Origin of the sequence: Phytobacter massiliensis JC163 (assembly GCF_000321045.1) — a bacterium.
Lineage (GTDB): Bacteria > Pseudomonadota > Gammaproteobacteria > Enterobacterales > Enterobacteriaceae > Phytobacter_A > Phytobacter_A massiliensis.
Genome location: NZ_HE578947.1, coordinates 534,690 through 559,373, shown reverse-complemented (window position 1 = coordinate 559,373; position 24,684 = coordinate 534,690). Strand labels below are relative to the sequence as shown.

Here is a 24,684-nt window from a genome sequence, read left to right as displayed (position 1 = left end):
AAGGTATGAAGAACTGGAAAACGCTGCTTCTCGGTATCGCTATGGTCGCGAATACCAGTTTCGCTGCACCACAGGTTGTCGATAAAGTAGCCGCCGTCGTAAATAACGGCGTGGTGCTCGAAAGCGACGTTGATGGTTTGATGCAATCCGTGAAGTTGAACGCGGGCCAGGCAGGCCAGCAGTTGCCGCCTGACGCCACCCTGCGTCATCAGATTCTGGAACGTCTGATCATGGACCAAATCATGTTGCAGATGGCGACGAAAATGGGCATCAAAGTCTCTGACGATCAGCTTGATCAGGCGATCGCCAACATCGCCCGGGAAAACAACATGTCCCTGGATCAGATGCGCAGCCGTCTGGCCTACGACGGGGTGAATTACAACACCTACCGTAGCCAGATCCGTAAAGAGATGATTATCTCCGAAGTGCGCAACAACGAAGTGCGTCGTCGTATCACTATTCTGCCGCAGGAAGTCGAGTCGCTGGCGCAGCAGGTGGGTAATCAGAACGATGCCAGCACCGAACTGAATTTGAGCCACATCCTGATTCCGCTGCCGGAAAACCCCACCTCCGATCAGGTGAACGAGGCGGAAAATCAGACCCGTTCCATTGTTGAAGAGGCGCGTAACGGCGGCGATTTCGGCAAGCTGGCTATCACCTACTCCGCTGACCAGCAGGCGCTGAAAGGCGGCCAGATGGGCTGGGGCCGTATCCAGGAGCTGCCGTCTATTTTCGCCCAGGCGCTGAGCACGGCGAAAAAAGGCGATGTCGTCGGCCCGGTTCGTTCCGGCGTTGGCTTCCATATTCTGAAAGTTAACGACCTGCGCGGTCAGAGCCGGAGCATCTCCGTGACCGAAGTGCATGCGCGTCATATTCTGCTGAAACCGTCGCCGATCATGAGTGACGATCAGGCCCGCGTGAAGCTGGAACAGATCGCTGCCGATATCAAGAGCGGTAAAACCACCTTTGCTAACGCGGCGAAAGAGTTCTCCCAGGATCCGGGTTCCGCTAACCAGGGCGGCGATTTAGGCTGGTCGACGCCGGAGGTCTACGATCCGGCATTCCGTGACGCGCTGATGAAGCTTAATCGCGGGCAGACGAGCGGCCCTGTGCACTCCTCTTTTGGCTGGCACCTCATTGAGCTGCTGGATACCCGCAACGTCGATAAAACCGACGCGGCGCAAAAAGATCGCGCGTACCGCATGCTGATGAACCGTAAGTTCTCAGAAGAAGCGGCAACCTGGATGCAGGAACAGCGCGCCAGCGCTTACGTGAAAATCCTGAGCAACTAATGAACGCGCATCGTGTCGTTATCACTCCCGGCGAACCTGCCGGGATTGGCCCCGATCTGGTGGTGCAACTTGCCCAGCAGGCATGGCCGGTGGAACTGGTGGTGTGTGCCGATGCCGGGCTGCTCCTTGAGCGGGCGGCTCAGCTTGACCTGCCGCTCACCCTGCGTGACTACTCCCCTTCGCAGCCCGCCGAGCCTCAGCAGGCAGGCAGTTTAACCGTGCTGCCCGTGGCGCTGAAAACCCCGGCCGTGGCGGGCGAGCTGAATGTGCTTAACGGCGCTTACGTCGTTGAGACGCTGGCTCGCGCCTGCGATGGCTGCCTGAGCGGCGAGTTTGCCGCGCTGATTACCGGCCCGGTGCACAAAGGGGTGATTAACGATTCCGGTACGCCCTTCACCGGCCACACCGAGTTCTTTGAAGAACGCGCGCAGAGCCACAAAGTGGTGATGATGCTGGCGACAGAAGAGCTGCGCGTCGCGCTGGCGACCACCCATCTGCCTGTCAAAGCGGTGGCGGAGGCGATTACGCCGGATCTGCTGCGCGACGTTATCGCTATTCTGCATAGCGATCTGCAGCAAAAGTTTGGCATTCGCCAGCCGCATATTCTGGTCTGCGGCCTTAACCCGCACGCGGGCGAAGGCGGCCATATGGGTACGGAAGAGATCGAGACGATTATCCCGGTGCTCAACGAAATGCGGGCGCAGGGGATGCATCTTAGCGGGCCGCTGCCCGCCGATACGCTTTTCCAGCCCAAATATCTGGACGACGCTGATGCGGTACTGGCGATGTACCACGATCAGGGTCTGCCCGTGCTAAAATACCAGGGCTTTGGCCGCGCCGTGAATATCACGCTCGGCTTGCCCTTTATTCGTACCTCTGTTGACCACGGCACCGCGCTGGAACTGGCGGGTCAGGGGAAAGCAGACGTCGGCAGTTTCCTTACGGCGCTTAATCTCGCCATTACCATGATTGTTAATACTCAATGAATAATAGAGTCCATCAGGGCCACCTAGCCCGTAAACGCTTCGGGCAAAACTTTCTCAACGATCAGTTTGTGATCGACAGCATTGTCGCGGCGATCAATCCGCAAAAGGGCCAGGCGATGGTCGAAATCGGCCCGGGCCTGGCGGCGCTTACCGAACCGGTTGGCGAGCGTCTGGATAAACTGACCGTGATCGAACTGGATCGCGACCTTGCCGCGCGTTTGCAGACCCACCCCTTCCTGGGGCCAAAGCTCACCATCTATCAACAAGATGCGATGACCATGAATTTCGGTGAGCTGTCGCAAACCCTGGGGCAGCCGCTGCGCGTGTTTGGCAACCTGCCCTACAACATCTCCACGCCGCTGATGTTCCATCTGTTTAGCTATACTGATGCCATTGCTGATATGCACTTTATGCTGCAAAAAGAGGTGGTCAATCGGCTGGTTGCAGGGCCGAACAGTAAGGCGTATGGTCGATTAAGCGTCATGGCGCAATACTACTGCCAGGTTATCCCGGTGCTGGAAGTGCCGCCAACCGCCTTTACGCCGCCGCCTAAAGTGGATTCCGCCGTTGTGCGTCTGGTTCCGCATACGACGATGCCGTATCCGGTGAAAGACATTCGGCTACTGAGCCGGATCACCACCGAAGCGTTTAACCAGCGTCGTAAGACCGTTCGCAACAGCCTCGGCAATCTTTTCACGCCGGACGAGTTGACGGCGCTGGGCGTAGACCCGGCCATGCGTGCGGAGAACATCTCTGTCGCACAGTATTGCCAGATGGCGAACTATCTCGATAACGCGCCGCCGAAGGAGAGTTAAATGATCAATTCGCCCCGAGTCTGTGTTCAGGTGCAAAGCGTCTATATAGAGTCGCAGTCCTCCCCCGAGGAAGAACGTTACGTTTTCGCTTACACCATCACTATCCGGAACCTGGGGCGAACACCGGTCCAGCTGCTTAAGCGTTACTGGCTCATCACTAACGGCAACGGCCGTGAGACAGAGGTCCAGGGAGAGGGCGTTATCGGCGTACAGCCGCATATCGAGCCAGGGGAAGAGTATCAATACACCAGCGGCGCGGTTATCGAAACGCCGATGGGCACCATGCAAGGCCACTATGAAATGGTTGATGTTAGCGGCAACGCCTTTAGCATCGACATTCCGGTTTTCCGTCTTGCCGTTCAAACACTAATCCACTAATACCATGTCTACATATCTGATTGGCGACGTTCACGGTTGCTACGATGAACTGATCGCATTGCTAAACCAGGTGCAATTCACCCCGGGGCAGGACACGCTATGGTTAACGGGTGATTTAGTCGCGCGCGGGCCCGGCTCGCTGGACGTATTGCGCTATGTAAAATCCCTGGGCGACAGCGTTCGCCTGGTGCTGGGCAACCATGATTTACACCTGCTGGCGGTGTTTGCGGGTATCAGCCGCAACAAGCCGAAGGACCGGCTCAATCTTCTGCTGGAAGCGCCGGACGCCGACGAGCTGATCAACTGGCTGCGCCGTCAGCCGCTGCTGCAAATTGACGAAGAGAAAAAGCTAGTCATGGCCCATGCCGGTATCACGCCGCAGTGGGATCTGGAGACCGCTAAAAGCTGCGCGCGCGACGTCGAAGCCATCCTTGCCAGCGACTCCTACCCTTTCTTCCTGGACGGTATGTACGGCGACTACCCCAATAACTGGGCGGAAGAGCTGAGCGGTATGGCGCGCCTGCGCTTTATCAGCAACGCCTTTACGCGGATGCGCTACTGCTTCCCCAACGGCCAGTTGGATATGTACTGCAAAGACGTGCCGGAACAGGCTCCCGCGCCGCTCAAGCCGTGGTTTACTATCCCCGGCCCGGTATCGCAAGCGTACAATATTGTTTTTGGTCACTGGGCTTCGCTGGAAGGAAAGGGAACGCCGGAGGGGATCTACGCGCTGGATACAGGCTGCTGCTGGGGCGGCACCCTCACCTGCCTGCGCTGGGAAGATAAAACCTACTTTAGCCAACAGTCCAACCGACAGATGGATTTAGGCGAAGACGAAGCGGTGGCCTCATAGCGGCCCACCGCCGCGTTATTTCTCAGACGAGATGATTACCGGCGCTCAAGGATCTCAAAGCAGTAGCTGTGAGAGTTCTGCGCGTCGGCGTCATGAAATTCGCTGAACACCGATTCCCACTGGTCAGGATCGTAGTCCGGGAAATGGGTGTCCCCTTCCACTTCGGCATCGATATGCGTCAGGTAGAGCTTTTGCGCCTTCGGCAAAAATTGCTCATAAACGCGCCCACCGCCGATCACCATGATCTCTTCCACATCGCCGCAGGCGGCAATGGCTTCGTCGACCGATTTTACCCACTCCACCCGATCGTCAGTGCCGGGCTGGCTGCTGATAACGATATTTTTACGCCCCGGCAGCGGGCGTCCAATCGACTCCCACGTCAGGCGCCCCATGACGACAGGTTTATTTAACGTGTTGCGCTTAAACCAGGCGAGATCGGCGGGTAAGTTCCACGGCATGGCATTTTCCATACCGATGACGCGATCCACCGCTAACGCCGCAATCAGACTGATCATTATAATTTCCCGGATGCAAAAATTGCCGCCACTATACGGAAAGCGCAATCTTTCGTCGACTGGCGGCAGGTAAAGAGCGTGAAAATTTTCCTGTTCTGCAAGCTGACCCACGCCGTACCGGCGCGGGCCTTGCGTTCCCCCGCAGGCTTAGCCGTTACGCCTGCGGCTTTGTTTCAGGCGCGTCCGCCGTATCGCCGGTGTGACGGCCCTCTTCCGTGCCCTGCCAGCCATGGCGCTGCGCCACGGAGAGGTGCGCCCGGTCTTCGCTGATAATCTCCGTCAGCATCGCGCTGGTGCGCTTAAACACGGCGGCTCTGGCCTGGGTGTTGTTATCTACCCCGGCCATCTCCTCTACCATCTGCGTATTGAAGCGGCGGAACAGGTCAGCATGCTCGCGCGCCTCGTAACGCCCCAGCCCCAGCCCTTCAAGCGCCTGCCTTCCTGCGCTCAACGCCGCTTCGAACGTTTCACGCTCTGGCTTTTCTACCCCCGCCTGCCGCAGGCGGATGTAGTGGTCGACGTCCCTGGCGCGGGCGATAATTTTCAGCGCGGGAAAATGTGTCTTCACCAGTTCGGTGAGCTGTAGGTTCGCCTGCGGGTCGTCAATGGCGTTAATCAACACCTCCGCTTTTCCGGCACCGGCGGACTCCAGCAGATCCACCCGCGTCGCATCGCCGTAAAACACCTTCATGCCGAACTTGCGCAGGGTCTCAATATGGTCGGGGTCGTGATCGAGAACGACCATTTTGACCCCACCAGAGAGTAGCAGACGCCCGGCGATCTGGCCGAAACGACCGAAGCCGGCGACAATCACCCGCGGCGCATCCTCGTCGATCTCATCGGCTTCCCGCGACTGCGCCGTGGCGCTCGTTTCCAGCCGGGTTAACAGCACCAGCAGAATCGGGGTGGCCGCCATCGACAGCGCCACCGCCAGCGTCAGCGCTTTTCCCCACTCCGCGTCCAGCACGCCCGCCATCTGCGCCGCGCCAAACACCACAAAGGCGAATTCACTCCCCTGCCCCAGAAGCGCCGCGAACCAGCGCCGCTGCCTGCCGGGCACGTTGAGCGGGCGGGCGATGAGCCACAGCACCGCCGTTTTAATCACTAAAAAGCCCGCCAGCAGAATCAGAATGCGCAGCGGATGCGTCACCAGCGTGCCGAAATCCACCGACATGCCGACGCCGATAAAAAACAGCCCCAGCAGCAGCCCTTTGAATGGCTCAATATCGCTCTCCAGCGCGTGGCGATACTCGGAACTTGCCAGCATAACCCCCGCCAGAAACGCCCCCATCGCCATCGACAAACCGGCTTCTTCCAGCAGCAGACCAAAGCCGAAAACCAGAAACAGCGCCACGGCGCTAAAGACTTCCCGCAGGCCGGAGCGGGCGACAAAGCGCAGCGCCGGACGGGCGACATAGCGTCCCAGCACCACCACCAGCGCCAGCGCGCCAACCACCTTCAGCGCCGAAAGGACAAACGCGCCGGTGGTGGTGGCCGCGCCGCTGGCCGCCAGGAGCGGAATCATCGCCACCAGCGGAATGGCGGCGATATCCTGAAACAGCAGCACGGAAAACGCGCTGCGCCCCATTTGTGAAACGGTGAGGTTGCGTTCATTCATCGCCTGCATGGCGATAGCCGTGGAGGAGAGCGCCAGCGTCAGGCCAATCAGCAGGGCCACCGGCCAGGCCAGCCCCAGCGCCATGCAGAACGCCCCCAGCAGCAGGCCGCAGGCGGCCATCTGTAACGCGCCGCCGCCAAATACCGATACCCGGAGTTTCCACAGCCGCTGCGGGTCCAGCTCCAGCCCGATCACAAAGAGCATCAGCACCACGCCGATTTCCGCAAAATGCAGGATCGACTGCGCGTCGGTCACCAGCCGTAGCCCCCACGGGCCGATGATGCAGCCAGCGATAAGGTAGCCGAGCACAGAGCCAAGCCCAAGGCGCACGGCAATCGGCACGATTAATGCCGCCGCCCCCAGGTAGATAAGCGATTGAATCAGGGTATGGCTATCCACGCGGCGCCTCCTGCCAGTCGAGCAACCGTTGTCTGTAATGACGGGCCTGCGCCTGCAGCGTCTCATCATCGCAAATAAACGTGCAGTGGGTAACGAAAGGCGGCAGCCAGTTCATGCCGCAGTAGAGTGCGGTCGCCTGTAATGGCTGAGCCAGCACCCCAAAACCGGGGTGGGAGCCAATATCGAAATGGTGCTCGCCGCCGCCGGTGGTCACCGCCCAGAGCAGGCTTTTTCCGTGCAGCGCGCGTGCGTTATGACCATAGGCCCAACCGTGCGCCAGCACTTTATCCAGCCATAGCTTGAGTAACGGCGGCACGCTATACCACTGCATCGGATGCTGCCAGACAACCAAATCTGCACGGCTAAGCGCTTGCTGCTCGGCGGCAATATCAATATTGAAATCGGGGTAAAGGTGGTAAAGCGAGCGGATTTCCACCCCTTCCAGCTGTTCTGCCTGCTCGATCATGCGCTTATTGGCATGGGAGTGCTGCGGATAGGGGTGGGCATAAATTATCAGAATCATAAATTAGCCACGGCGTGAATAGATTGATACATATTATGTGATGCTGTGAATGATATGCTACGCAATGCGTAAATAATCACGCCGGGAGCCGAAGCGATCCGGCCTCTCATGGCGGCATCTGACAGTCGTGACTCATCCTGATAAATTTATCGTCATAGACGATGTAATGGTTGCCTGGCTGGCGCAACGAGGGCTGGGTTATCTTATCGCCAGGGCGCAGGTACCAGGCGTCACCCTCTTCTTCTGTGCTCTCACACCCCGGTTTTATCAATAGCTTAAACCAGGTATTACCGGTGTTGCTGACGGTGCCGGTTTTCTTATCGAAGGCCCAGTGAAACTGTACCTGACGCGGGCGCACCACCAGAATGGTATCCATCACCACCACCGGCTCCATACTCACCTGCCCCCCTGTCGGGCTGCGCATCAGCAGATTACGGGTGGGGATCTCACGAAAAGAGACCCGGTAATAGCGCTCGCGGTTATCCCTGGGGCCGTGATAATAAAACTTGAAGTATTCACTTGCGCCCGCCTGGAGCGTCAGCTGACGCGGGGCAAACAGCAGCTCGCCCCCAGCCGGGCGGGAGCGTGTCTCCCGCTCGCCGGGACGGTCGATAGCCGACAGCGAGACCCGATACAGCCGCGCAGTCTTATTGTTGTTCAGAACTTTTTTGGCAGCGAACGCCTGCTGCGCGCCAAGCGAAAAGGTCAGGTTACCCACGGAAATCGCTAACGCCTGCGGGAGTGCCAGCATACACAGGCTGGCCAGTACTAATTTACTGAATATTACGCCACGTCGCCTGGACATGAATCTCTCCTGAAGCGCTGACTTCGCCAAACCAGTCGTTATCCGTCACCGTCTTGCGCGAAATGGGATCGTCCATCGCAATGGAGAAGTGCACGGTCGTTTTATCCATTTGCCCGGCGTCACCGGAAATATCGGTCCACGGCGTTGTCAGCCACAGCGCCTCCGTCATATCACGCCAGCTGTCATCACAGCCGGCGTCATAACGCTTGATCGAACCGTTTTCAGTAACAAAAGAGAGCGAAGCCGGGAATGGAACCTGCGCCGTACCATCCGCCGAGCTAAACAGGCAGTACGATCGTCCGCCTGTTATCTGCGACGGGCCGGTCACCTTAATCAGCACTTCATCGGCGGCGGTCTTACCGCTGGTGGTGACGATATAGCCAAAATCCAGCGCCGGTTTACCGCTGCCGACATACCCCTCTTTCGTGGGGGCTGAGGTATAGTCATCCGAAATAATGCTGATGCTGAAATCACGAGGTTTGATGACCAGGCTGTTAGAGGTTGAAAACTCATACCAGCCAGACTCCGGCGAAGCCGTATTTTGAAAGCGGAAATTAATCAGGTTCTGCGTATCGGCGTCGCCAATTCCCAGCGCCACCATCTGCCTGAAAAAGTTGCTGGAGAAAAAGACATAAATCGCGTTCGCGCTTTTCATATCGTTAAAGTTGTAGGTACCGCTGCTCGTTTTCCACGCGTTTCCATCGAGGCTGAACTGCAGGTCGTAGATGCCCACCGCCGACGCCAGCGCAGGGTGGTTGATGGCCGGGAAAATACGAATACTGCTGTTGGTTAGCCCATTGGTCTGGAGGGTGTAATTCACCATCCGGCAGCTTAACCCTGAGCGAGAGCCAATCGTTTGTAGGCGACAATCGGTATTGCCCTCCCCGAGGGTCGGGATACCATCGCTATTGATAAATACTTCGGCGAGCGAATGGGTATTAATCAGACGCAAATTGGCCGCTTTGGTGTGGGTCACCTTACCGACAAACCAGTCCCCGGAAGCCTGATCTTTACAGCGCCCGCCATTATTCGCATCGTAGGCTTCCGATGTCTCACAGGCGTTGATGGTCATGGAGAAGCTGCTGCCCACCGGCATCTGTTGCAAATACTGATAGAAGGCATCGGACATCATGCCGTGCATCCACTTCAGTCCGCCGCTGGTCACCGTTGCGCCGTAAAAACCACTGGCGTCCGTAGTTTGCGGCAGAATAAGGCTGGTTGCCATATCACAGCCGACATACCAGTTGATACAGCGTAATCCCAGCAGCGGGTGGGAAACCGGCGAGTTTTCCAGCCACATATCGAACTTCCTGCCGGCGTGAAGTACCGTGTTATGGCCATCATCGATATAGCCCAGGCTCTGCTGGTAGATGATGCCGGAACCGTTATATTTTAAGCCCGTCCAGCGGTTGGCCCCCGTCATACGCGGGTCCAGCACGCCACCGGGCGTGACAAAAAAGTTGTCATCGGAATTGTTTTCTACAAACACAAATTCGCGCGCCTGCGCGTCGCTCCAGATTTTTTTGTTACCTCGGCAAACGCCCGCGACAACGACAGTGCGGTGATGACAATCACTAAAATAGCCAGCCACTTAGCTTTCATACTCTGCTCCTGCTTGCTGTACGACCGTCCAGGATGACAGGCCTTTACACACAACATCCCCCACCCAGACGGCCCCGCGGGCCTGGCTCAGTTCGAGTGCGACCTCGCAGGTTTTGTTCGCGCCATAATTAAAATCGATGGTGGGGTACTTTTTATCGACGTCCATGACAAACTCCCCTTCCCCATTGGTGCGGGTACGGCCAATATGGTTATTGATATGCGCATGAGTCAGCAGCGTGCCGTCTTCCGCGCGGATGCGCCCGGAGACGGTGATCATCTGCTTCACCTCGGGTTCAATTACCGCGACGTTACCAGGATAGAGCGTCAGGTGGTTTATGCGTCCGCTGACGATGTCGTAGCTGTCGAGAGAGTCCTTGCTGTTCTGCAACTCCACGTCATAGTGGCTGTAGGGCGAGAGCGGCAGATAGTTACGCCTGCCGCTCAGCTGTACAATCCGCCCGTTGACCTTCGCGCTCAGCCTGCCGTCATCTTCCAGCCCGGTATTGAAGATCACGCCGGCATTGCCGTCTGAGCGCCCGCTGGCGGCGATGTTTTTACCCTGCCAGCCAACGCTGCCGTTGGCGGTCAGATTAGTATTCACGTAGCCGTCAGTACCGCTATTGACGTTCAATGAGCCATTGGCATAGCGCGTTTCGAATTGCGTATACGCGCCGCCGCTGAGGGTTTTGTCATCGCCGGTATCGCCGGAAATTGCTCTGGAAAGATTGGCGCCTACGGTGCGAATCGCCCCTTCATTGAACTGTTTGCGCGCGGAAAGGTTGGCCATTGCGTAGCCGTTTTGATGCGTCATACCGGCACTGAACCAGTTGCCGAGCGGCATTGATAAATCAAGGGCGATATATTTCCCGGTATCGGCACGGCTGTAGCCATTGTTATAACGCTGAATACCGGCGCGCAAACCCAGGGTGGCTAAAGATCCGCTGTACACGGTCTGGTAGTAATCCACCGTGTAATAATGGCTTTGATACTGACGATCGTCGTTATAGCTCATGCTGAAGGTGCCCAGTTTCGACCACAGGGCATTCAGGTTCAGCGTGCCGCCGATAGCCCGATTGTCGACACTGTTGCGTCGCAGCCTGTCGCCGATGTGGGTCTTCTCCTGATTGACCCATAACGAACTGAAACCGCCGGGCAGCGTGGCGCTGATACTGCTGATGTTGCTCCATGAACGGTCGCTGGCCAGCATATTTTGCAGGTTGATATTTAACGTGCCGGTCAGCGGTAGGGTAATTCGGGTCTCGCCAATGGCGTTTTTATCGTAGCCGTAGCCGGTAGCTGCCCAGCTAAAGAGGCCTAGCGAGCCGGATGCCGACGCGCCAGCCAGCCAGCCAGCTATCCTTCTTTGAAAACCGTTTTTTGCCCCTCTCTGACCAGCGGTCCATATTGAAGTGACCGCCCCATACCTGCCAGGCGAGCGGCGCGCCGAAGCCTCGCCCCTGGCTAAACAGTTTGTTGACCCGCTGCGTGTGCCTGCTGACAATCCGCCCGTTGACAATAATCTCTACCTCAATGTCGTAGATACCGTACGGCAGCCCGCGGGTATCCACTTCATGGTTGCCCATCGCAAAGTTTTGCACGCTCAGCAAACGCCCATCGCGCATCAGATGCACCTCACCGGCCGCCGGTAAGAAAGCGACGACCGGCGTCGCCGACTGGCTGTTATCAAATACCGTTGAGCTGGCGTGGTTACCCCACGAAGCGCCATAAATCTTCCCGGCTGAAATGGCGGTCATCGGCCCGAGCGACTGCAGGTTCCAGGTATCGAGCATACCGGCAGCAAAGCGATGCCCGGCAAAATCGCGTTCATACATCGCTTTATAGAGTTCGTTATCCTGATGGCTACTGCCGATACCGTACAATGAGCCGTCGATCATCATGTGGTGCTCACGCAGGGCGCTGACGCTATTGAGTGACAGAAAACTGGAGGTATTGTTGCCGCCGCTGCGCATCTGGTTACTGTAAACCCCCAGGTTATAGCCGAGGTTACTACTGAGCGTATTGACGCTGGACTGGCCGATATCTTCGCTGCGCGAACGCAGGACGGTGCCGAGCGCCTCGCGTTTCACCACCAGCTGCAGCAGGAGCTGTCGTAGGCTGAGGTGCAACTGTGCCGCCCCGGTTAGCGGGATCGCCAGCACCTCATTGAAAGCGCGATCGGCAAGCTGGGTCAGTTGCTCACGGGTCGCGTCGCTGACGCGGGCGCTGTCATCGTTTTCTTCAAGGGTTATCCGCCGCACCCGCAGCGTGCCGCCATCAAGCCAGATAAACGCGGTGCCGATGCGCTGGTCATTCCGGGTATCGTGACTGCCTTCAAGATGGATAAAAAGTGGAATACTCATCCCATCCTGCAACGCCAGGCTAAAGGCGTGTGGGATGATAACGCCGCCGATTTGCTGCGCGCGCCCGGCAGCCAGGCTGAGGCTATACGGGGTCAGAGAAAGCACCATACCGCAGACAAGCAGCGTGTTTAATCCTGTAGGGATCCGTCGAAAAGGCATAGTTCTCATCCATCAGCACACAGGTCTATTTCACGGGAACAAACTGCTCACCCTGCCAAAGCGCGACCCGGCCTTTGGGGTCGGCGATATTGACGCGCGTAAAGCGGCGGGATTTCCCCGGCATCAGGTAGTAATTTTCCTTGCATTGCCTGCCGTCGGCAGCTTTCAGACAGGGGCCGTAGGCGATGATATGCAGGGTGGCATTCCCGGTGTTGGTCAGCGTGTCGCCGGCAAACTGGTAGCGGAAATTCACCTTGCGCGGGGCCACCACTAAAATGGTGCCGATACGGGCGGAGGCCGTGGCTACCGCGCTACGCCCGGCATTGTTACTCCGGGCATCGCTTAACGCCTGATCAAACCAGACGATGCGGTAATACCGTTCTTTGTCGTCAGCCGGGCCTTTGTAAAAAAACTGCACGATGTCACTGGCCATAGCAGGCAACAGCAGACTGGCCGGAGAGAGCAAGAGTTCATCCTGGGTTTCCATTGGGATCGTCTTACCGCCCTCCACCGGCGAGGAAATGCGCTCCAGCTGGATAGTGATCAGGCGGCCGCTGTCGGTGGTGTTTTTAATCTCTTTACTCAGGGAGCTATTGCCGCTGAACATAAAGGAAGAAATGTCGCCGACATCCAGCGCCAGAGCAGGCTTCAACACGCCCAACAGCAGGCCGAGGGCCAGAAGGTGTTTTTTCATAAGCATTCAGTCCGGGGAAGCAGGCAGAGGGAAGCCCCCTCTGCCCGGTGCGGCAAGAAAATCAGATAGTCCAGGTGGCGTCAAAACGTACGCTAACGTCGCCGCTCCAGATCCCTTCCGGCAGCGCGCTGTAATCGGACACGGCCGTCACGCCGTCGCTGGTGCCGCTGATGATGGAGAAGTTAAAACCGTCCTGCGCGGTGGTGCGGGCGGAGGAGTTGTAGAGGGTAGAGAGCACGCTGAGGCCGTTGCCCAGTACGCCACCGGCAGTGTCGATCATTACGGTAGGTACGTTTTTATCTACCGCCACACCGTTATAAGTGACGCCCACGTCCAGTGTTGAACCAGATGTATCCAGCTGGGTCAGGGTGCTGGTGATCAGTTGCGAGGTCAGTTTGAACGCGGTAGCGGAGCTATCGCCTGCAATAGCCACGTCAAACAATCCTTTTTGCGTGTTGAAACCTTTAATTCCTTCCGCATACTGGAACGCCAGGCTACCCAGCGGCGTGACAACCAGTTTACTGCTGGTATCTTTTTTTGCTGTCGCAGCCCAGGTGGCAACGGCCTGCGCCGTGACATCAGCCTGGGCTACGCCTACGCCGCTAAACATCATGACCAGAGCAGTTGCAATAACCTTTTTATTCATCACTTTTACATCCTTATTTTAATGAGGGACACCGCGTCCCGGGATATCACTTATCAAACTGATTCGTATAAGCTTCATATAATTAATTTATAAACATCAGGGTGACGCTGACCGCACCCTTTTATTGCAGAGGGTATTTATTGATTTGGTATAAATATCATTCCAGTAATCTATTTAACGACAAATAGATTGACCACTGGCAAGTATATTAAGCCGCCAAAAATATTCTGCTTTTATAAATTAAGAATGCGAACAACCTATACTGCAATAGCACGCTGTCGAGAATCAGTTTAATAAAAGTGATGTTAAAAGGTATGTTTTTCATCTGAAATGGCCTTATTACTTTTTAAATAAAATGCAGTAGCCGCGCAGGAAGGCCGCTGCCCCGCCTGTTGATAACAATTCTTAAATAAGACGTATAAGAGTAAACGGCGAACATCCCCACGAATCAGTTACGCCACGAATGCATTCATCCATATCATCATCCATAGCGAATGTTTACCAACGCCTGGCGGCTATCCCCCCTTTGAATGAGCGGAGCTTTATTAATAGCAGCCGGTAAGGTATTTTATCCCTGCAAACATAAAGGATTTATCTGCCGGGACGATAAAAATCCGCACCCGACTGGCTTACACATAAAAAGGGAGTTTTATGAAAAAATATCTGGTCCTGCTGCCTTTCATTTTATTGTGCGGCTGTAAAGAAGCCGCCATCTCCGGGCGCTGGCAGGGAGATGACAAAGACTGGTCCCAGGCCTGGGTGAAAGAACGCTTCCTGGAAGCCAACCCAAATATTGCCGCGCAGGACGTTAACGTCTCAAAGCTTGATGAGCAAAAATTCACCATTGCCATCAACCAGAAGAACCTGACCTATGACGCGATCAAGGGCATGGTGCAAAACGTTGAGCATCATCGCGATGCGTTAACCCTCAGCGATATGACCGTTGAATGGAGCGTTGCGGAAAATGAGAGCGAACAAAAAGAGGTGGCCGGGTGGATTCAGGAGCTGACTTTTGTACAGAGCCTGCCCTCAGCCCCTAGCCAGACGCAGCTGGACTGGAGCAGAGCGCGGGTGATTGTCTATCAGCTGCAATCCAAAGCCTCCAGCATTTATGCCGCCTTTGATACAGGGGAACAGCCGGTCTACTGTGGCATTGATGTTCCGCTGAAAACGCCGCTGCCGCCGATTCTTGATCTTGATATCAGCAAGCCGCTAACCCGGCAGGATATTCCAGCGGACATCCAGGCGCGATATAACCCACAAGAGCTGGAAAAAGAACTGCAAAACAAAAATGCCCGCCGCGAGCGCATGAGTTTCCTGGGTAACTTTTTCGCTATCAGCTATCCGCATAAGACACTATTCAAAGATAGCTTCCTGCAAAATCTCAAGGAGCGTGAACGCCCGGTAAAAGATTATTTCGTACTTAAAGATAGCAGGCTGACAATTTCGGCTGGTGAGCTGGAAAATACTACCAGAAGAAGTCCAGGCTCCGGTGCGACAGCGCTGAAAAATTACGATTTTGGGGGGCTGTTACATGATAAGTGCGAGAACATGATCGGCAAAAATTCGCCGGAAATGATGAATAAAATCCACCAGGCGTGGCGCTATCGGGCCATGAAGCTGGAGCTGAATCCGCAGTGGCGGCCCGATAACGATTGAGCTTAGTTATCCAGCTCGCTCATATCCTTAACCTGGTTCTGGTTAATTTGCTCGGTTTTGCCGGTCTGCGCGTTTTTATAGGAGACCAGGCCGGTATCGCTGTCCACTTCCGGCTTGCCGTCGGTCACAATGGTCTTGCCGTCGGTGGTTCTCACCGCCTGATTAGAGGAACAACCGGCCACGGTCATCAGCGTCGCGGCGGCAAAAAGTGAACTTAACAGAATTTTCGAGCGCATGGTGTTCTCCCGTGCTTTTCAGATGAATGTCATTAACACTCATTAGTTTAGGCACTTTCACTGGAAGCGGGGGCAATACCAGACGGTTCTGAAGGATAGAGAGGCTGCCCGGCAGCAAAAACTGCCGGGCGGTGCGCTGATTACGGCTTAATCTGCGCGTGCATTTCCTGCACCGACGTCACCTTCTCGGTGGCATCGGCGTTTAACGCCATCGCGGTGGCGAAGCCGCCGTTCAGGGTCGTGTCATAGTGAACTTTATACTGCAGCGCGCTGCGGCGAATCAGCTTGGAGTCCTCAATCGCCTGACGGCCTGCGGTGGTGTTGATGATGTAGGTGTATTCGCCATTCTTGATACGGTCCTGAATGTGCGGACGGCCTTCATGCACTTTGTTCACCAGCCGCGGATTGATGCCCGCCTCGCCCAGCACGATGGCCGTGCCGTGAGTGGCGTCAAGCTCAAAGCCGAACTTAAGCAGCTTCGCCGCCAGGTCCACTACGCGCTCTTTGTCGCCTTCACGCACGGAGAGCAGCGCGCGCCCCTGTTTCTTCATCGTCGAGTTGCTGCCAAGCTGCGCTTTGGCGAACGCCTCGGCGAAAGTGCGGCCTACGCCCATCACTTCCCCGGTTGAACGCATTTCCGGCCCGAGCAGCGGGTCGACGCCTGGGAACTTGTTGAACGGCAGCACCACCTCTTTCACCGAGTAGTATGGCGGGATAATCTCTTTAGTAACGCCCTGCTGCGCAAGGGTTTTACCCGCCATCACGCGCGCCGCCACTTTCGCCAGCGGCACGCCGGTGGCTTTAGAGACGAACGGCACGGTACGGGCCGCGCGCGGGTTCACTTCAATCAGGTAGACTTCGTTGTCTTTCACCGCAAACTGGACGTTCATCAGGCCGCGCACCTGCAGTTCAAAGGCCAGCTTCTGCACCTGCTGGCGCATCACGTCCTGGATTTCCTGACTCAGGGTATAAGCGGGCAGCGAGCAGGCGGAGTCGCCGGAGTGAACGCCCGCCTGTTCGATATGCTCCATAATGCCGCCAATCAGCACCATCTCGCCGTCGCAGATAGCATCCACGTCCACCTCTACCGCGTCGTCAAGGAAGCGGTCCAGCAGCACCGGGGCGTCGTTAGAGACGCTGACCGCCGTCTGGAAGTAGCGACGCAAATCCGCTTCGTCATAGACGATTTCCATCGCCCGGCCGCCCAGAACGTAGGAGGGGCGCACCACCAGCGGGTAACCAATCTCTTTGGCTTTTTCCACGGCCTGCTCCAGCGCCGTTACCGTGGCGTTAGCGGGCTGTTTCAGTTTCAGGCGATCCACCGCCTGCTGGAAACGCTCGCGGTCTTCCGCGCGGTCAATCGCATCCGGGCTGGTGCCGATAACCGGCACGCCTGCCGCTTCAAGTTCCCGTGCCAGCTTCAGCGGCGTCTGGCCGCCGTACTGGACGATTACGCCTTTCGGTTTTTCGATGCGCACAATTTCCAGCACATCTTCCAGCGTTACCGGTTCGAAGTAGAGACGGTCGGAGGTGTCATAGTCGGTGGAAACCGTTTCGGGGTTACAGTTGACCATAATGGTCTCGTAACCGTCTTCGCGCAGCGCCAGCGAGGCGTGTACGCAGCAATAGTCGAATTCGATGCCCTGGCCGATACGGTTCGGACCGCCGCCCAGCACCATGATTTTGTCGCGATCCTGGTTCGGGTTCGCTTCGCACTCGTCGTCATAGGTGGAGTACATGTAGGCGGTGTCGGTAGCGAATTCCGCCGCGCAGGTGTCCACGCGTTTGTAGACCGGGTGCAAATTGTATTGGTCACGCAGCTTGCGGATTTCCGCTTCGCGCACGCCGGCGAGCTTCGCCAGGCGCGCATCGGCAAAGCCTTTACGCTTAAGCAGGCGCAGGAAATCAGCGTCGAGGCCATTGATGCCAAGCTCAGCCACCTTCTCTTCCAGACGCACCAGCTCTTCAATCTGTACCAGGAACCAGCGGTCGATGTTGGTCAGGTTGAAGACGCCGTCGACGGAGAGACCGGCACGGAACGCGTCGGCGATGTACCAGATACGATCCGCGCCCGCGTCTTTCAGCTCGCGGCGAATTTTGGTCAGCGCTTCCGGATCGTCGAGGCTGACTTTCGGGTCGAAACCGGTGGCGCCCACTTCCAGGCCGCGCAGCGCTTTCTGCATCGATTCCTGCTGGGTGCGGCCAATCGCCATCACTTCGCCGACGGATTTCATCTGGGTAGTCAGGCGGTCGTTAGCCCCGGCGAACTTCTCGAAGTTAAAGCGCGGGATTTTAGTGACCACGTAGTCGATAGACGGCTCAAACGAGGCCGGGGTACGGCCGCCGGTGATGTCGTTCATCAGCTCATCAAGGGTGTAACCCACCGCCAGCTTCGCCGCCACTTTGGCGATCGGGAAGCCGGTGGCTTTTGACGCCAGCGCCGAGGAGCGGGAGACGCGCGGGTTCATTTCGATAACAATCAGGCGGCCGTTTTTTGGGTTCACCGCAAACTGGACGTTAGAGCCGCCGGTTTCGACGCCGATTTCACGCAGTACCGCCATCGAGGCGTTACGCATGATCTGGTACTCTTTGTCGGTCAGCGTCTGGGCGGGTGCCACGGTGATGGAGTCGCCGGTGTGGATGCCCATGGCGTCGAAGTTTTCGATGGAGCAGACGATGATGCAATTATCGTTTTTATCGCGCACCACTTCCATCTCGTACTCTTTCCAGCCGATTAACGATTCATCAATCAGCAGTTCATTGGTCGGCGACAGGTCGAGACCACGAGTACAAATCTCTTCAAACTCTTCGCGGTTGTAAGCGATACCGCCGCCGGTGCCGCCCATAGTAAAGGAGGGGCGAATAATGCACGGGTAGCCGACATCCGCGGCGACAGCCAGCGCCTCTTCCATCGTGTGGGCGATGCCGGAACGGGCGGTTTCCAGACCGATTTTCTTCATCGCGATGTCAAAACGGCGACGGTCTTCGGCTTTGTCAATGGCATCTGCCGTCGCGCCGATCATAGTCACGCCGAACTCTTCAAGCACGCCCTGGCGCTCCAGTTCCAGCGCGCAGTTGAGCGCCGTCTGGCCGCCCATGGTCGGCAGCACCGCATCCGGGCGCTCTTTTTCAATGATTTTGCGCACCACTTCCCAGTGAATCGGCTCGATGTAGGTGGCATCGGCCATTTCCGGGTCGGTCATGATGGTCGCCGGGTTCGAGTTCACCAGAATGACGCGATAACCCTCTTCGCGCAGCGCTTTACACGCCTGCGCGCCGGAGTAGTCAAATTCGCACGCCTGGCCGATAACAATCGGGCCAGCGCCCAGAATCAGGATGCTTTTTATATCTGTACGTTTTGGCATGGTTTTAATACTCCTGATTACTTAGCGTTAGTACGATAGTGCTCAATAAGCTCGATAAAGTGGTCGAACAGGGGTGCGGCGTCGTGCGGGCCGGGGCTCGCCTCCGGGTGCCCCTGGAAGCTGAACGCCGGTTTGTCGGTGCGATGAATACCCTGCAAGGTGCCGTCGAACAGCGACTTATGAGTCACGCGAAGGGTCGCAGGCATGGACGCTTCATCTACCGCAAAGCCGTGGTTCTGGGCGGTGATCATGACGGTATTGTTGTCGATATCTTTTACCGGATGGTTGCCGCCGTGGTGGCCGAATTTCATCTTGACGGTTTTCGCGCCGCTCGCCAGCGCCAGCAGCTGATGGCCGAGGCAGATGCCGAACACCGGAATGTCGGTTTGCAGGAATTTCTGAATCGCCTCGATGGCATAATCACACGGTGCCGGGTCGCCGGGGCCGTTGGAGAGGAAAATGCCGTCCGGGTTCATGTTGAGCACCTCTTCGGCAGGGGTTTTCGCCGGAACCACCGTCAGGCGGCAGCCGCGGTCCACCAGCATACGCAGAATATTGCGTTTCGCGCCGTAGTCGTAAGCCACTACGTGGAACGGCAGTTCGCTTTCCGCTTTTGCCTGCGGGAGATCGCCTTTTAAGGTCCAGCTTCCCTGCGTCCAGCTGTAGGACTCAGTGGTCGTCACTTCTTTCGCCAGATCCATACCGTTGAGGCCAGGAAACGCTTTCGCTTTTTCCAGCGCCAGTTGCGCATCCACATTATCACCCGCAATGATGCAGCCATTCTGCGCGCCTTTCTCACGCAGCAGACGCGTCAGCTTACGGGTATCGATATCGGCAATCGCCACGATGTTATGGCGTTTCAGGTAAGAAGAGAGGTCTTCGGTGTTGCGGTAGTTGCTGGCGATCAGCGGCAGGTCACGGATGACAAGGCCTTGCGCATGGACCTGGGAAGATTCTTCATCGGCTTCATTGCTGCCGACATTGCCGATATGGGGATAAGTAAGAGTAACGATTTGGCGGGAGTAGGAAGGATCAGTGAGGATTTCTTGGTAACCGGTCATTGAAGTATTGAAAACGACTTCCCCAACCGCCGAACCCGTTGCCCCTATGGCCCGACCGTGAAACTGGGTTCCGTCTTCCAGAACCAATAGCGCTGACTTAATCAAAACACCCTCCAGAGAATATTCACTCACTTTATTTGCATATTAATTCATATACAGGCCATAAATCAATGCAAATTTGCGTAGCCGCGAATTTTTGGCAAACGGCGGCATTCTGAGTACATCGCGCTAAAAAGTCAACGCCCGGCATGATTTTTTCACCTGTTTTTTCACGGGGTAGGCTTACAACACGGCTAAGATGGGCAAAAAAGGTCATTTTTACCGCCAGAAAAACGTTTGCGTAACCGCTGAGATTTAATTTTCCGGTCAGAGCGGTGCATGAAAGAGAAACAGAGAGGTATTTAGGTCAAATCGGGAAAAAATGGCTAATAAAACAAGAAAAAATAGCCATCTAAGATACAAATCGTCATATAAAAGATAAAATTAAGGGGAGATAAATTATCTCCCCTTGCAATCAAACACTTATAATTGCAATAACCACATCACGACTGGTAATAAAAGCTATAAATTGTTGAGATCCAGCACATCTCGCATATCAAAAAGACCCGATTGTTTCTCTTTCAGCCATAAAGCGGAACGAACTGCGCCGTTAGCGAAAGTCATGCGGCTGGAGGCTTTATGAGAAATCTCCACGCGCTCGCCAATATCGGCGAACATTGCCGTGTGTTCGCCGATGATATCTCCGGCGCGAACGGTAGCAAAACCGATAGTGCCCGGCTCGCGTTCGCCGGTGTGGCCTTCCCGGGCGTAGACCGCGCAGGTTTTAAGATCTTTATCCAGCGCGCCAGCGATAGCCTCCCCCATTGCCAGCGCGGTGCCCGATGGCGCATCCACTTTATGACGGTGATGCGCCTCGATAATTTCGATATCGGTATAGTCGCCCATCACTTTGGCCGCCTTTTCCAGCAGCTTGAGCATGACGTTGACCCCAACGCTAAAGTTGGCGGCAAAGACGATAGCAATCTCTTGTGAAGCCTCGCGGATCGCCTGCTTTCCCGCCTCGTCGAAACCGGTTGTGCCAATCACCATGGCCTTACCATGCTGACGGCAAAAAGCCAGATGGTTAAGGGTGCCCTCCGGACGGGTAAAATCGATCAGCACGTCAAAATCGTCTTTCGCCGCCTGCAGATCGTCGGTGACGATCACGCCGATTTTTCCTGCTCCCGCCAGCTCACCCGCGTCGCTGCCCACCAGCGATGAGCCTTCGCGCTCCAGCGCCGCACCAGGCTGAACGCCATCCATTGCAAGGGAAGCCTGAATCAGCTGGCGTCCCATACGGCCACCAGCGCCCGCGATGGCTACGCGGATTTGTGCATCATGCATAGTTGTACTCTTTTGTTAATAAAGTGCTGACAATCGCTTCCAGATTAACCAGCCCGAATCCGGGCCGCTACCCAAAAACGCCGATAATTAGAAATTTATGTCAAACGTCTGGGGTTATCAGTAAAAACTATATTTTTGGCGGAAAAAAGCGAGGAATCCCGGGTGCGCTTACGCTTACCCGGGAGAATCGTAGCCCGGATAAACGCAGCGCATCCGAAAGAACCGTAGCCCGGATAAGCGCAGCGCATCCGGGAAGGTGAGTTAATGCAAAAAAATCGCGCCAGGAGGAAAATCATGCAAAAACCAGGTGACCGCCAGCAGATCGGCGCTGCCGCCGGGGCTGAGACGACGGGCAATCATCTCATCATCCAGCTGGCGCAGCGCTTCAAGACCGCCCTTCACCAGCACGCCGCCCTGCCACAGCAGCTTTTGCGCCTGTTGCTGAACGAAGTTGAGCCCCTCCAGGCCGCCTCTGGCGACCAGATTGGTGTCATCATTCCACGCCATCAGATGTAGCAGCGTCTGCAATAAGGCCAGATTGATGTCCCCCGTCTCCGCCATCACGCGGTTAAAGACCGGTAGCGCCTGGGTGCGTACGGTACGAAAGCCGCTCTCCGCTTCCCCCCTTGCCCCTGACAGGCCGTAACGCAAAAAATGCGCCTCGCCTCGGGTCATCTTCCCGACACCGGCATCCGACAGCTCATTCGCCACCATCCCCCGGCAAAACCTGGCCACCTCCTCGCAAAGCCGGTGCTGCTCAATCGGCTCATTTCTGGCCGTCAGACGCCCCGCCGCCGCCGCGAGCAGGCCAAAAGCGAAAATCGCGCCGCGATGGGTGTTCACACCGCCGGTCGCCTGCAGCATTTCTGTTTCGCAGGCCATCCCCACCGGCCTTAACATCGTCAGCACCTGCTCGGGGGCGATGTTAACGGTATCGAAACCCATGGTAAAAAACGGTTCCATCCACGGGGCGACCACGGCGGTACTGCACTCAAAGGTCGCCAGATCCATATCGTGATGCGCGCCCGTATTACGGATATCTACCAGCCCTGGCTTGGGCGTCAGGCGTACCTCCGTCAGCAGAGCGCGCTCGACGCGCGACACAATATCTTCTGCCCGCACCGTCAGACCGCTGTCCGCCCGCCGCTGGTTCACGACTATTTCGCTCATTGCCTCTCTCCTCCGGGCAGGGTTATACGCTGGCGCTGTCGGCTTTCACCTGGCGGATAACGTCAATCACCGAGCCATCGCGATAGCGGACAACCGCTACCACGCGGTCGGTAAATTCGATCGGCTGCGGCTTGCCGGTTAACAGCTCCGCCCGTTGCTGCAGCGCCTCGATGGTCATCAGCGGAACGCCCGCATCGCGCAGGTTATCAATCAGATCCTGACGCGCCGGGTTAACGGCAATGCCGTGGTCGGTCACCAGCACGTCAACGCTGGCCCCCGGCGTCACACGGGTAAGCACCTTTTCCACCACGCACGGAATGCGCCCGCGCACCAGCGGCGCGGTGATGATAGTCAGGTCCGCGCCCGCCGCCGTATCGCTGTGGCCGCCAGAGGCCCCACGCAGCACGCCGTTGGAGCCGGTCATCACGTTGACGTTAAAATCGGTATCAATCTCCAGCGCGCTCAGCATCACCACGTTCAGGCGCTCGCAGGCGATCCCTTTCGAGGTTGGGTTGGCGTACTGGTTAGCGGAAATTTCAATATGATGAGGGTTATTCGCCAGCGAACGCGCGGCATCGCCGTCGAAAGACTGGGTATCCAGCAGCGCTTTGATCAGCCCCTTTTCATGCAGATCGACCATCGTGCCGGTAATCCCGCCCAGCCCAAAACTGGCGGTAATGTTGTTACGGCGCATCTTATCTTCCAGAAAGCGGGTTACCGCCAGCGATGCGCCACCGGTGCCGGTCTGTAAAGAGAAGCCGTCCTTAAAGTAGCCGGAGTGCTCGATCACTTTCGCCGCCTGGCGGGCGATCAGTAATTCGCGCGGGTTGCTGGTCAAACGGATAGCCCCGGCGGTGATTTTTTCCGGATCGCCCACCTCGTCAACCTGCACGATCAGATCCACCTGATCCTGAGCAATGCTGGCGGGGTAGTTCAGGTAGTCCACCCACTCTTCGGTCAGCAGCACCACGCACCGGGCGGCATCGGCGTCCACTTTGGCGTAGCCCAGCGAGCCGCAGCGGGATTTACCGCTAAAGCCGTTGGCGTTGCCATACTCATCGCAGCACGGTACGCCAAGGAACGCGACATCAATATTTAGCTCGCCGGTCTGTACCAGATGCGCCCGGCCGGCGTGAGAGTGGATCTGTACCGGGTTTTCCATCAGCCCGGCGGAGATCGCCTCTCCCAGCTTGCCGCGCAGGCCGGAGGTGTAAATCTGGCGGATCACGCCGTTTTTGATGTGCTCGATCAGCGGCCAGTGGGCGTCGATCAGCGAGCTGGAGGCCAGGGTCAGGTCACGAAAGCCCATTTCCGCCAGCTTCGCCACCACCATATTGACCACTTTGTCACCGCCGCGAAACGCGTGGTGGAAGGAGATGGTCATGCCGTTTTGCAGGCCGGAGCGGCGAATCGCCTCTTCCAGCGAGGCGCAAATTTTACGCTGGCGCTTTTCGCTTTCACTGGCCAGCCACGGGCTTTTCGCCGTTACGCCCGCATAGGGCTCCAGGCCTTCCGGCATCACATAGCTCTGATTAAGCATGGTCACGGTCTCTTTCATTATTTCCTCCTTAATCACGAATGCCGGACGCCGACAGCGCGACAACCTTGCGCGCATGATCGATAATCGGTCCATCTATCATCTTGCCGTTCAGCGATACCACGCCTAAACCGCGCTCTTCGGCCTCTTCCGCCGCCGCAATCACTTCCCGCGCATGCTCCACTTCTTTCAGCGTTGGCGCATAGACCTGATGCAGCAGTTCGATCTGCCGCGGGTTGACCAGCGATTTGCCGTTAAAGCCAAGGTTTTTCGCCAGATTCGCCTCCGCAAGGAAACCCTCTTCATTGTTAATGTCCGACCACACCACGTCATAGGCGGCAATACCGGCAACGCGGGCCGCGTGCAGTACCGCGCAGCGGGCGTAAAACAGCTCGGTGCCGTCGCCGCGGCAGGTGCCCATATCCATCACGTAGTCGAAGGCCGCCAGCGCGATGGCGGACAGACGCGGGCTGGCGCGGGCGATTTCTACCGCGTTCACCACCCCCAGCGCCGACTCAATCGCCGCCATTAATCGGGTGCTGCCGACTTCGCGGCCGCACTCGCGCTCGATACGCTCGACGTGCGCTTCCAGCTCATGAATATCGTCTTTACTATCGGTTTTCGGCAG

General features: G+C 56.9%; 19 protein-coding genes and 2 pseudogenes. 6 read left to right on the top strand and 15 right to left on the bottom strand.

Annotated features, from left to right (window positions below; all coding sequences use genetic code 11):
• The first annotated feature begins 5 nt into the window (after window positions 1–5).
• Genes surA through apaH form a run of 5 tightly spaced genes read left to right on the top strand, consistent with a single transcriptional unit; the run spans window position 6 to window position 4,324 of the window.
• Window positions 6–1,292 carry a peptidylprolyl isomerase SurA gene (surA, locus tag ENTHG_RS16660; protein ID WP_044182108.1) on the top strand — a complete coding sequence of 429 codons (1,287 nt, stop codon included), beginning with the start codon at window positions 6–8 and terminating at the stop codon, window positions 1,290–1,292.
• Window positions 1,292–2,278, top strand: a complete 987-nt coding sequence (pdxA, locus tag ENTHG_RS16655; RefSeq protein ID WP_044182105.1) for a 4-hydroxythreonine-4-phosphate dehydrogenase PdxA — start codon at window positions 1,292–1,294, stop codon at window positions 2,276–2,278. Before surA ends, pdxA begins: the two co-directional genes overlap by 1 nt.
• The gene (gene rsmA, locus ENTHG_RS16650) at window positions 2,275–3,093 is read left to right on the top strand and encodes a 16S rRNA (adenine(1518)-N(6)/adenine(1519)-N(6))-dimethyltransferase RsmA (protein WP_044182102.1); all 819 of its coding nucleotides are present in this window, start codon (window positions 2,275–2,277) and stop codon (window positions 3,091–3,093) included. The genes pdxA and rsmA overlap by 4 nt, the downstream gene beginning before the upstream one ends.
• On the top strand, window positions 3,094–3,471 hold the full coding sequence (gene apaG, locus ENTHG_RS16645) for a Co2+/Mg2+ efflux protein ApaG (RefSeq protein WP_044182098.1): 378 nt from the start codon (window positions 3,094–3,096) through the stop codon (window positions 3,469–3,471).
• A gap of 4 nt (window positions 3,472–3,475) precedes the next feature.
• Entirely contained in the window at window positions 3,476–4,324 is an 849-nt protein-coding gene (gene apaH, locus ENTHG_RS16640; RefSeq protein WP_044182093.1) for a bis(5'-nucleosyl)-tetraphosphatase (symmetrical) ApaH, read from the top strand.
• 35 nt (window positions 4,325–4,359) lie between these two features.
• Here the strand turns inward: apaH and folA are convergent, their stop codons facing one another.
• The 8 genes and pseudogenes from folA to ecpA form a co-directional block, all read right to left on the bottom strand.
• Entirely contained in the window at window positions 4,360–4,839 is a 480-nt protein-coding gene (gene folA, locus ENTHG_RS16635; protein ID WP_044182088.1) for a type 3 dihydrofolate reductase, read from the bottom strand.
• A 154-nt stretch (window positions 4,840–4,993) separates the two neighbouring features.
• Window positions 4,994–6,856 (bottom strand): glutathione-regulated potassium-efflux system protein KefC, encoded by a 1,863-nt coding sequence (gene kefC, locus ENTHG_RS16630; RefSeq protein ID WP_044182086.1) that lies wholly within the window; start codon window positions 6,854–6,856, stop codon window positions 4,994–4,996.
• On the bottom strand, window positions 6,849–7,379 hold the full coding sequence (kefF, locus tag ENTHG_RS16625) for a glutathione-regulated potassium-efflux system oxidoreductase KefF (RefSeq protein WP_044182083.1): 531 nt from the start codon (window positions 7,377–7,379) through the stop codon (window positions 6,849–6,851). Before kefF ends, kefC begins: the two co-directional genes overlap by 8 nt.
• A gap of 106 nt (window positions 7,380–7,485) precedes the next feature.
• Window positions 7,486–8,184: a fimbrial biogenesis chaperone gene (locus tag ENTHG_RS16620; RefSeq protein ID WP_044182080.1), complete on the bottom strand. Its 699-nt coding sequence runs from the start codon at window positions 8,182–8,184 to the stop codon at window positions 7,486–7,488.
• A pseudogene (gene ecpD / locus ENTHG_RS16615) lies at window positions 8,153–9,786 on the bottom strand (fimbrial adhesin EcpD). Before ecpD ends, ENTHG_RS16620 begins: the two are co-directional and overlap by 32 nt.
• Window positions 9,776–12,254 (bottom strand): annotated as a pseudogene (locus ENTHG_RS16610) (TcfC E-set like domain-containing protein). The pseudogenes ecpD and ENTHG_RS16610 overlap by 11 nt, the downstream one beginning before the upstream one ends.
• A 76-nt stretch (window positions 12,255–12,330) precedes the next feature.
• A complete protein-coding gene (locus ENTHG_RS16605) occupies window positions 12,331–12,999 on the bottom strand; it encodes an EcpB family pilus assembly chaperone (RefSeq protein WP_044182547.1) in 669 nt (222 codons plus the stop codon).
• Between the two features lie 61 nt (window positions 13,000–13,060).
• Window positions 13,061–13,645, bottom strand: a complete 585-nt coding sequence (gene ecpA / locus ENTHG_RS16600; RefSeq protein WP_044182077.1) for a common pilus major fimbrillin subunit EcpA — start codon at window positions 13,643–13,645, stop codon at window positions 13,061–13,063.
• Window positions 13,646–14,296: 651 nt separating this feature from the next.
• On the opposite strand from ecpA, the gene ENTHG_RS16595 reads away from it, so the two are divergent.
• Window positions 14,297–15,304, top strand: a complete 1,008-nt coding sequence (locus tag ENTHG_RS16595) for a hypothetical protein (protein ID WP_044182074.1) — start codon at window positions 14,297–14,299, stop codon at window positions 15,302–15,304.
• 2 nt (window positions 15,305–15,306) lie between these two features.
• On the opposite strand, the gene ENTHG_RS16590 is transcribed toward ENTHG_RS16595, so the two are convergent.
• The 7 genes from ENTHG_RS16590 to ENTHG_RS16560 form a co-directional block, all read right to left on the bottom strand.
• Entirely contained in the window at window positions 15,307–15,540 is a 234-nt protein-coding gene (locus ENTHG_RS16590) for a YgdI/YgdR family lipoprotein (protein WP_044182072.1), read from the bottom strand.
• Window positions 15,541–15,680: 140 nt separating this feature from the next.
• Window positions 15,681–18,905 (bottom strand): carbamoyl-phosphate synthase large subunit, encoded by a 3,225-nt coding sequence (gene carB / locus ENTHG_RS16585; RefSeq protein ID WP_044182069.1) that lies wholly within the window; start codon window positions 18,903–18,905, stop codon window positions 15,681–15,683.
• 17 nt (window positions 18,906–18,922) lie between these two features.
• On the bottom strand, window positions 18,923–20,071 hold the full coding sequence (gene carA, locus ENTHG_RS16580) for a glutamine-hydrolyzing carbamoyl-phosphate synthase small subunit (protein ID WP_044182066.1): 1,149 nt from the start codon (window positions 20,069–20,071) through the stop codon (window positions 18,923–18,925).
• A 456-nt stretch (window positions 20,072–20,527) separates the two neighbouring features.
• A complete protein-coding gene (dapB, locus tag ENTHG_RS16575) occupies window positions 20,528–21,349 on the bottom strand; it encodes a 4-hydroxy-tetrahydrodipicolinate reductase (RefSeq protein ID WP_044182062.1) in 822 nt (273 codons plus the stop codon).
• Between the two features lie 261 nt (window positions 21,350–21,610).
• Window positions 21,611–22,519: a triphosphoribosyl-dephospho-CoA synthase CitG gene (gene citG, locus ENTHG_RS16570; RefSeq protein WP_044182059.1), complete on the bottom strand. Its 909-nt coding sequence runs from the start codon at window positions 22,517–22,519 to the stop codon at window positions 21,611–21,613.
• A gap of 22 nt (window positions 22,520–22,541) precedes the next feature.
• The gene (citF, locus tag ENTHG_RS16565) at window positions 22,542–24,077 is read right to left on the bottom strand and encodes a citrate lyase subunit alpha (protein ID WP_044182056.1); all 1,536 of its coding nucleotides are present in this window, start codon (window positions 24,075–24,077) and stop codon (window positions 22,542–22,544) included.
• Window positions 24,078–24,087: 10 nt separating this feature from the next.
• Window positions 24,088–24,684: aldolase/citrate lyase family protein (locus ENTHG_RS16560; protein WP_044182053.1), on the bottom strand; the 597-nt coding region annotated here is incomplete at its 5' end.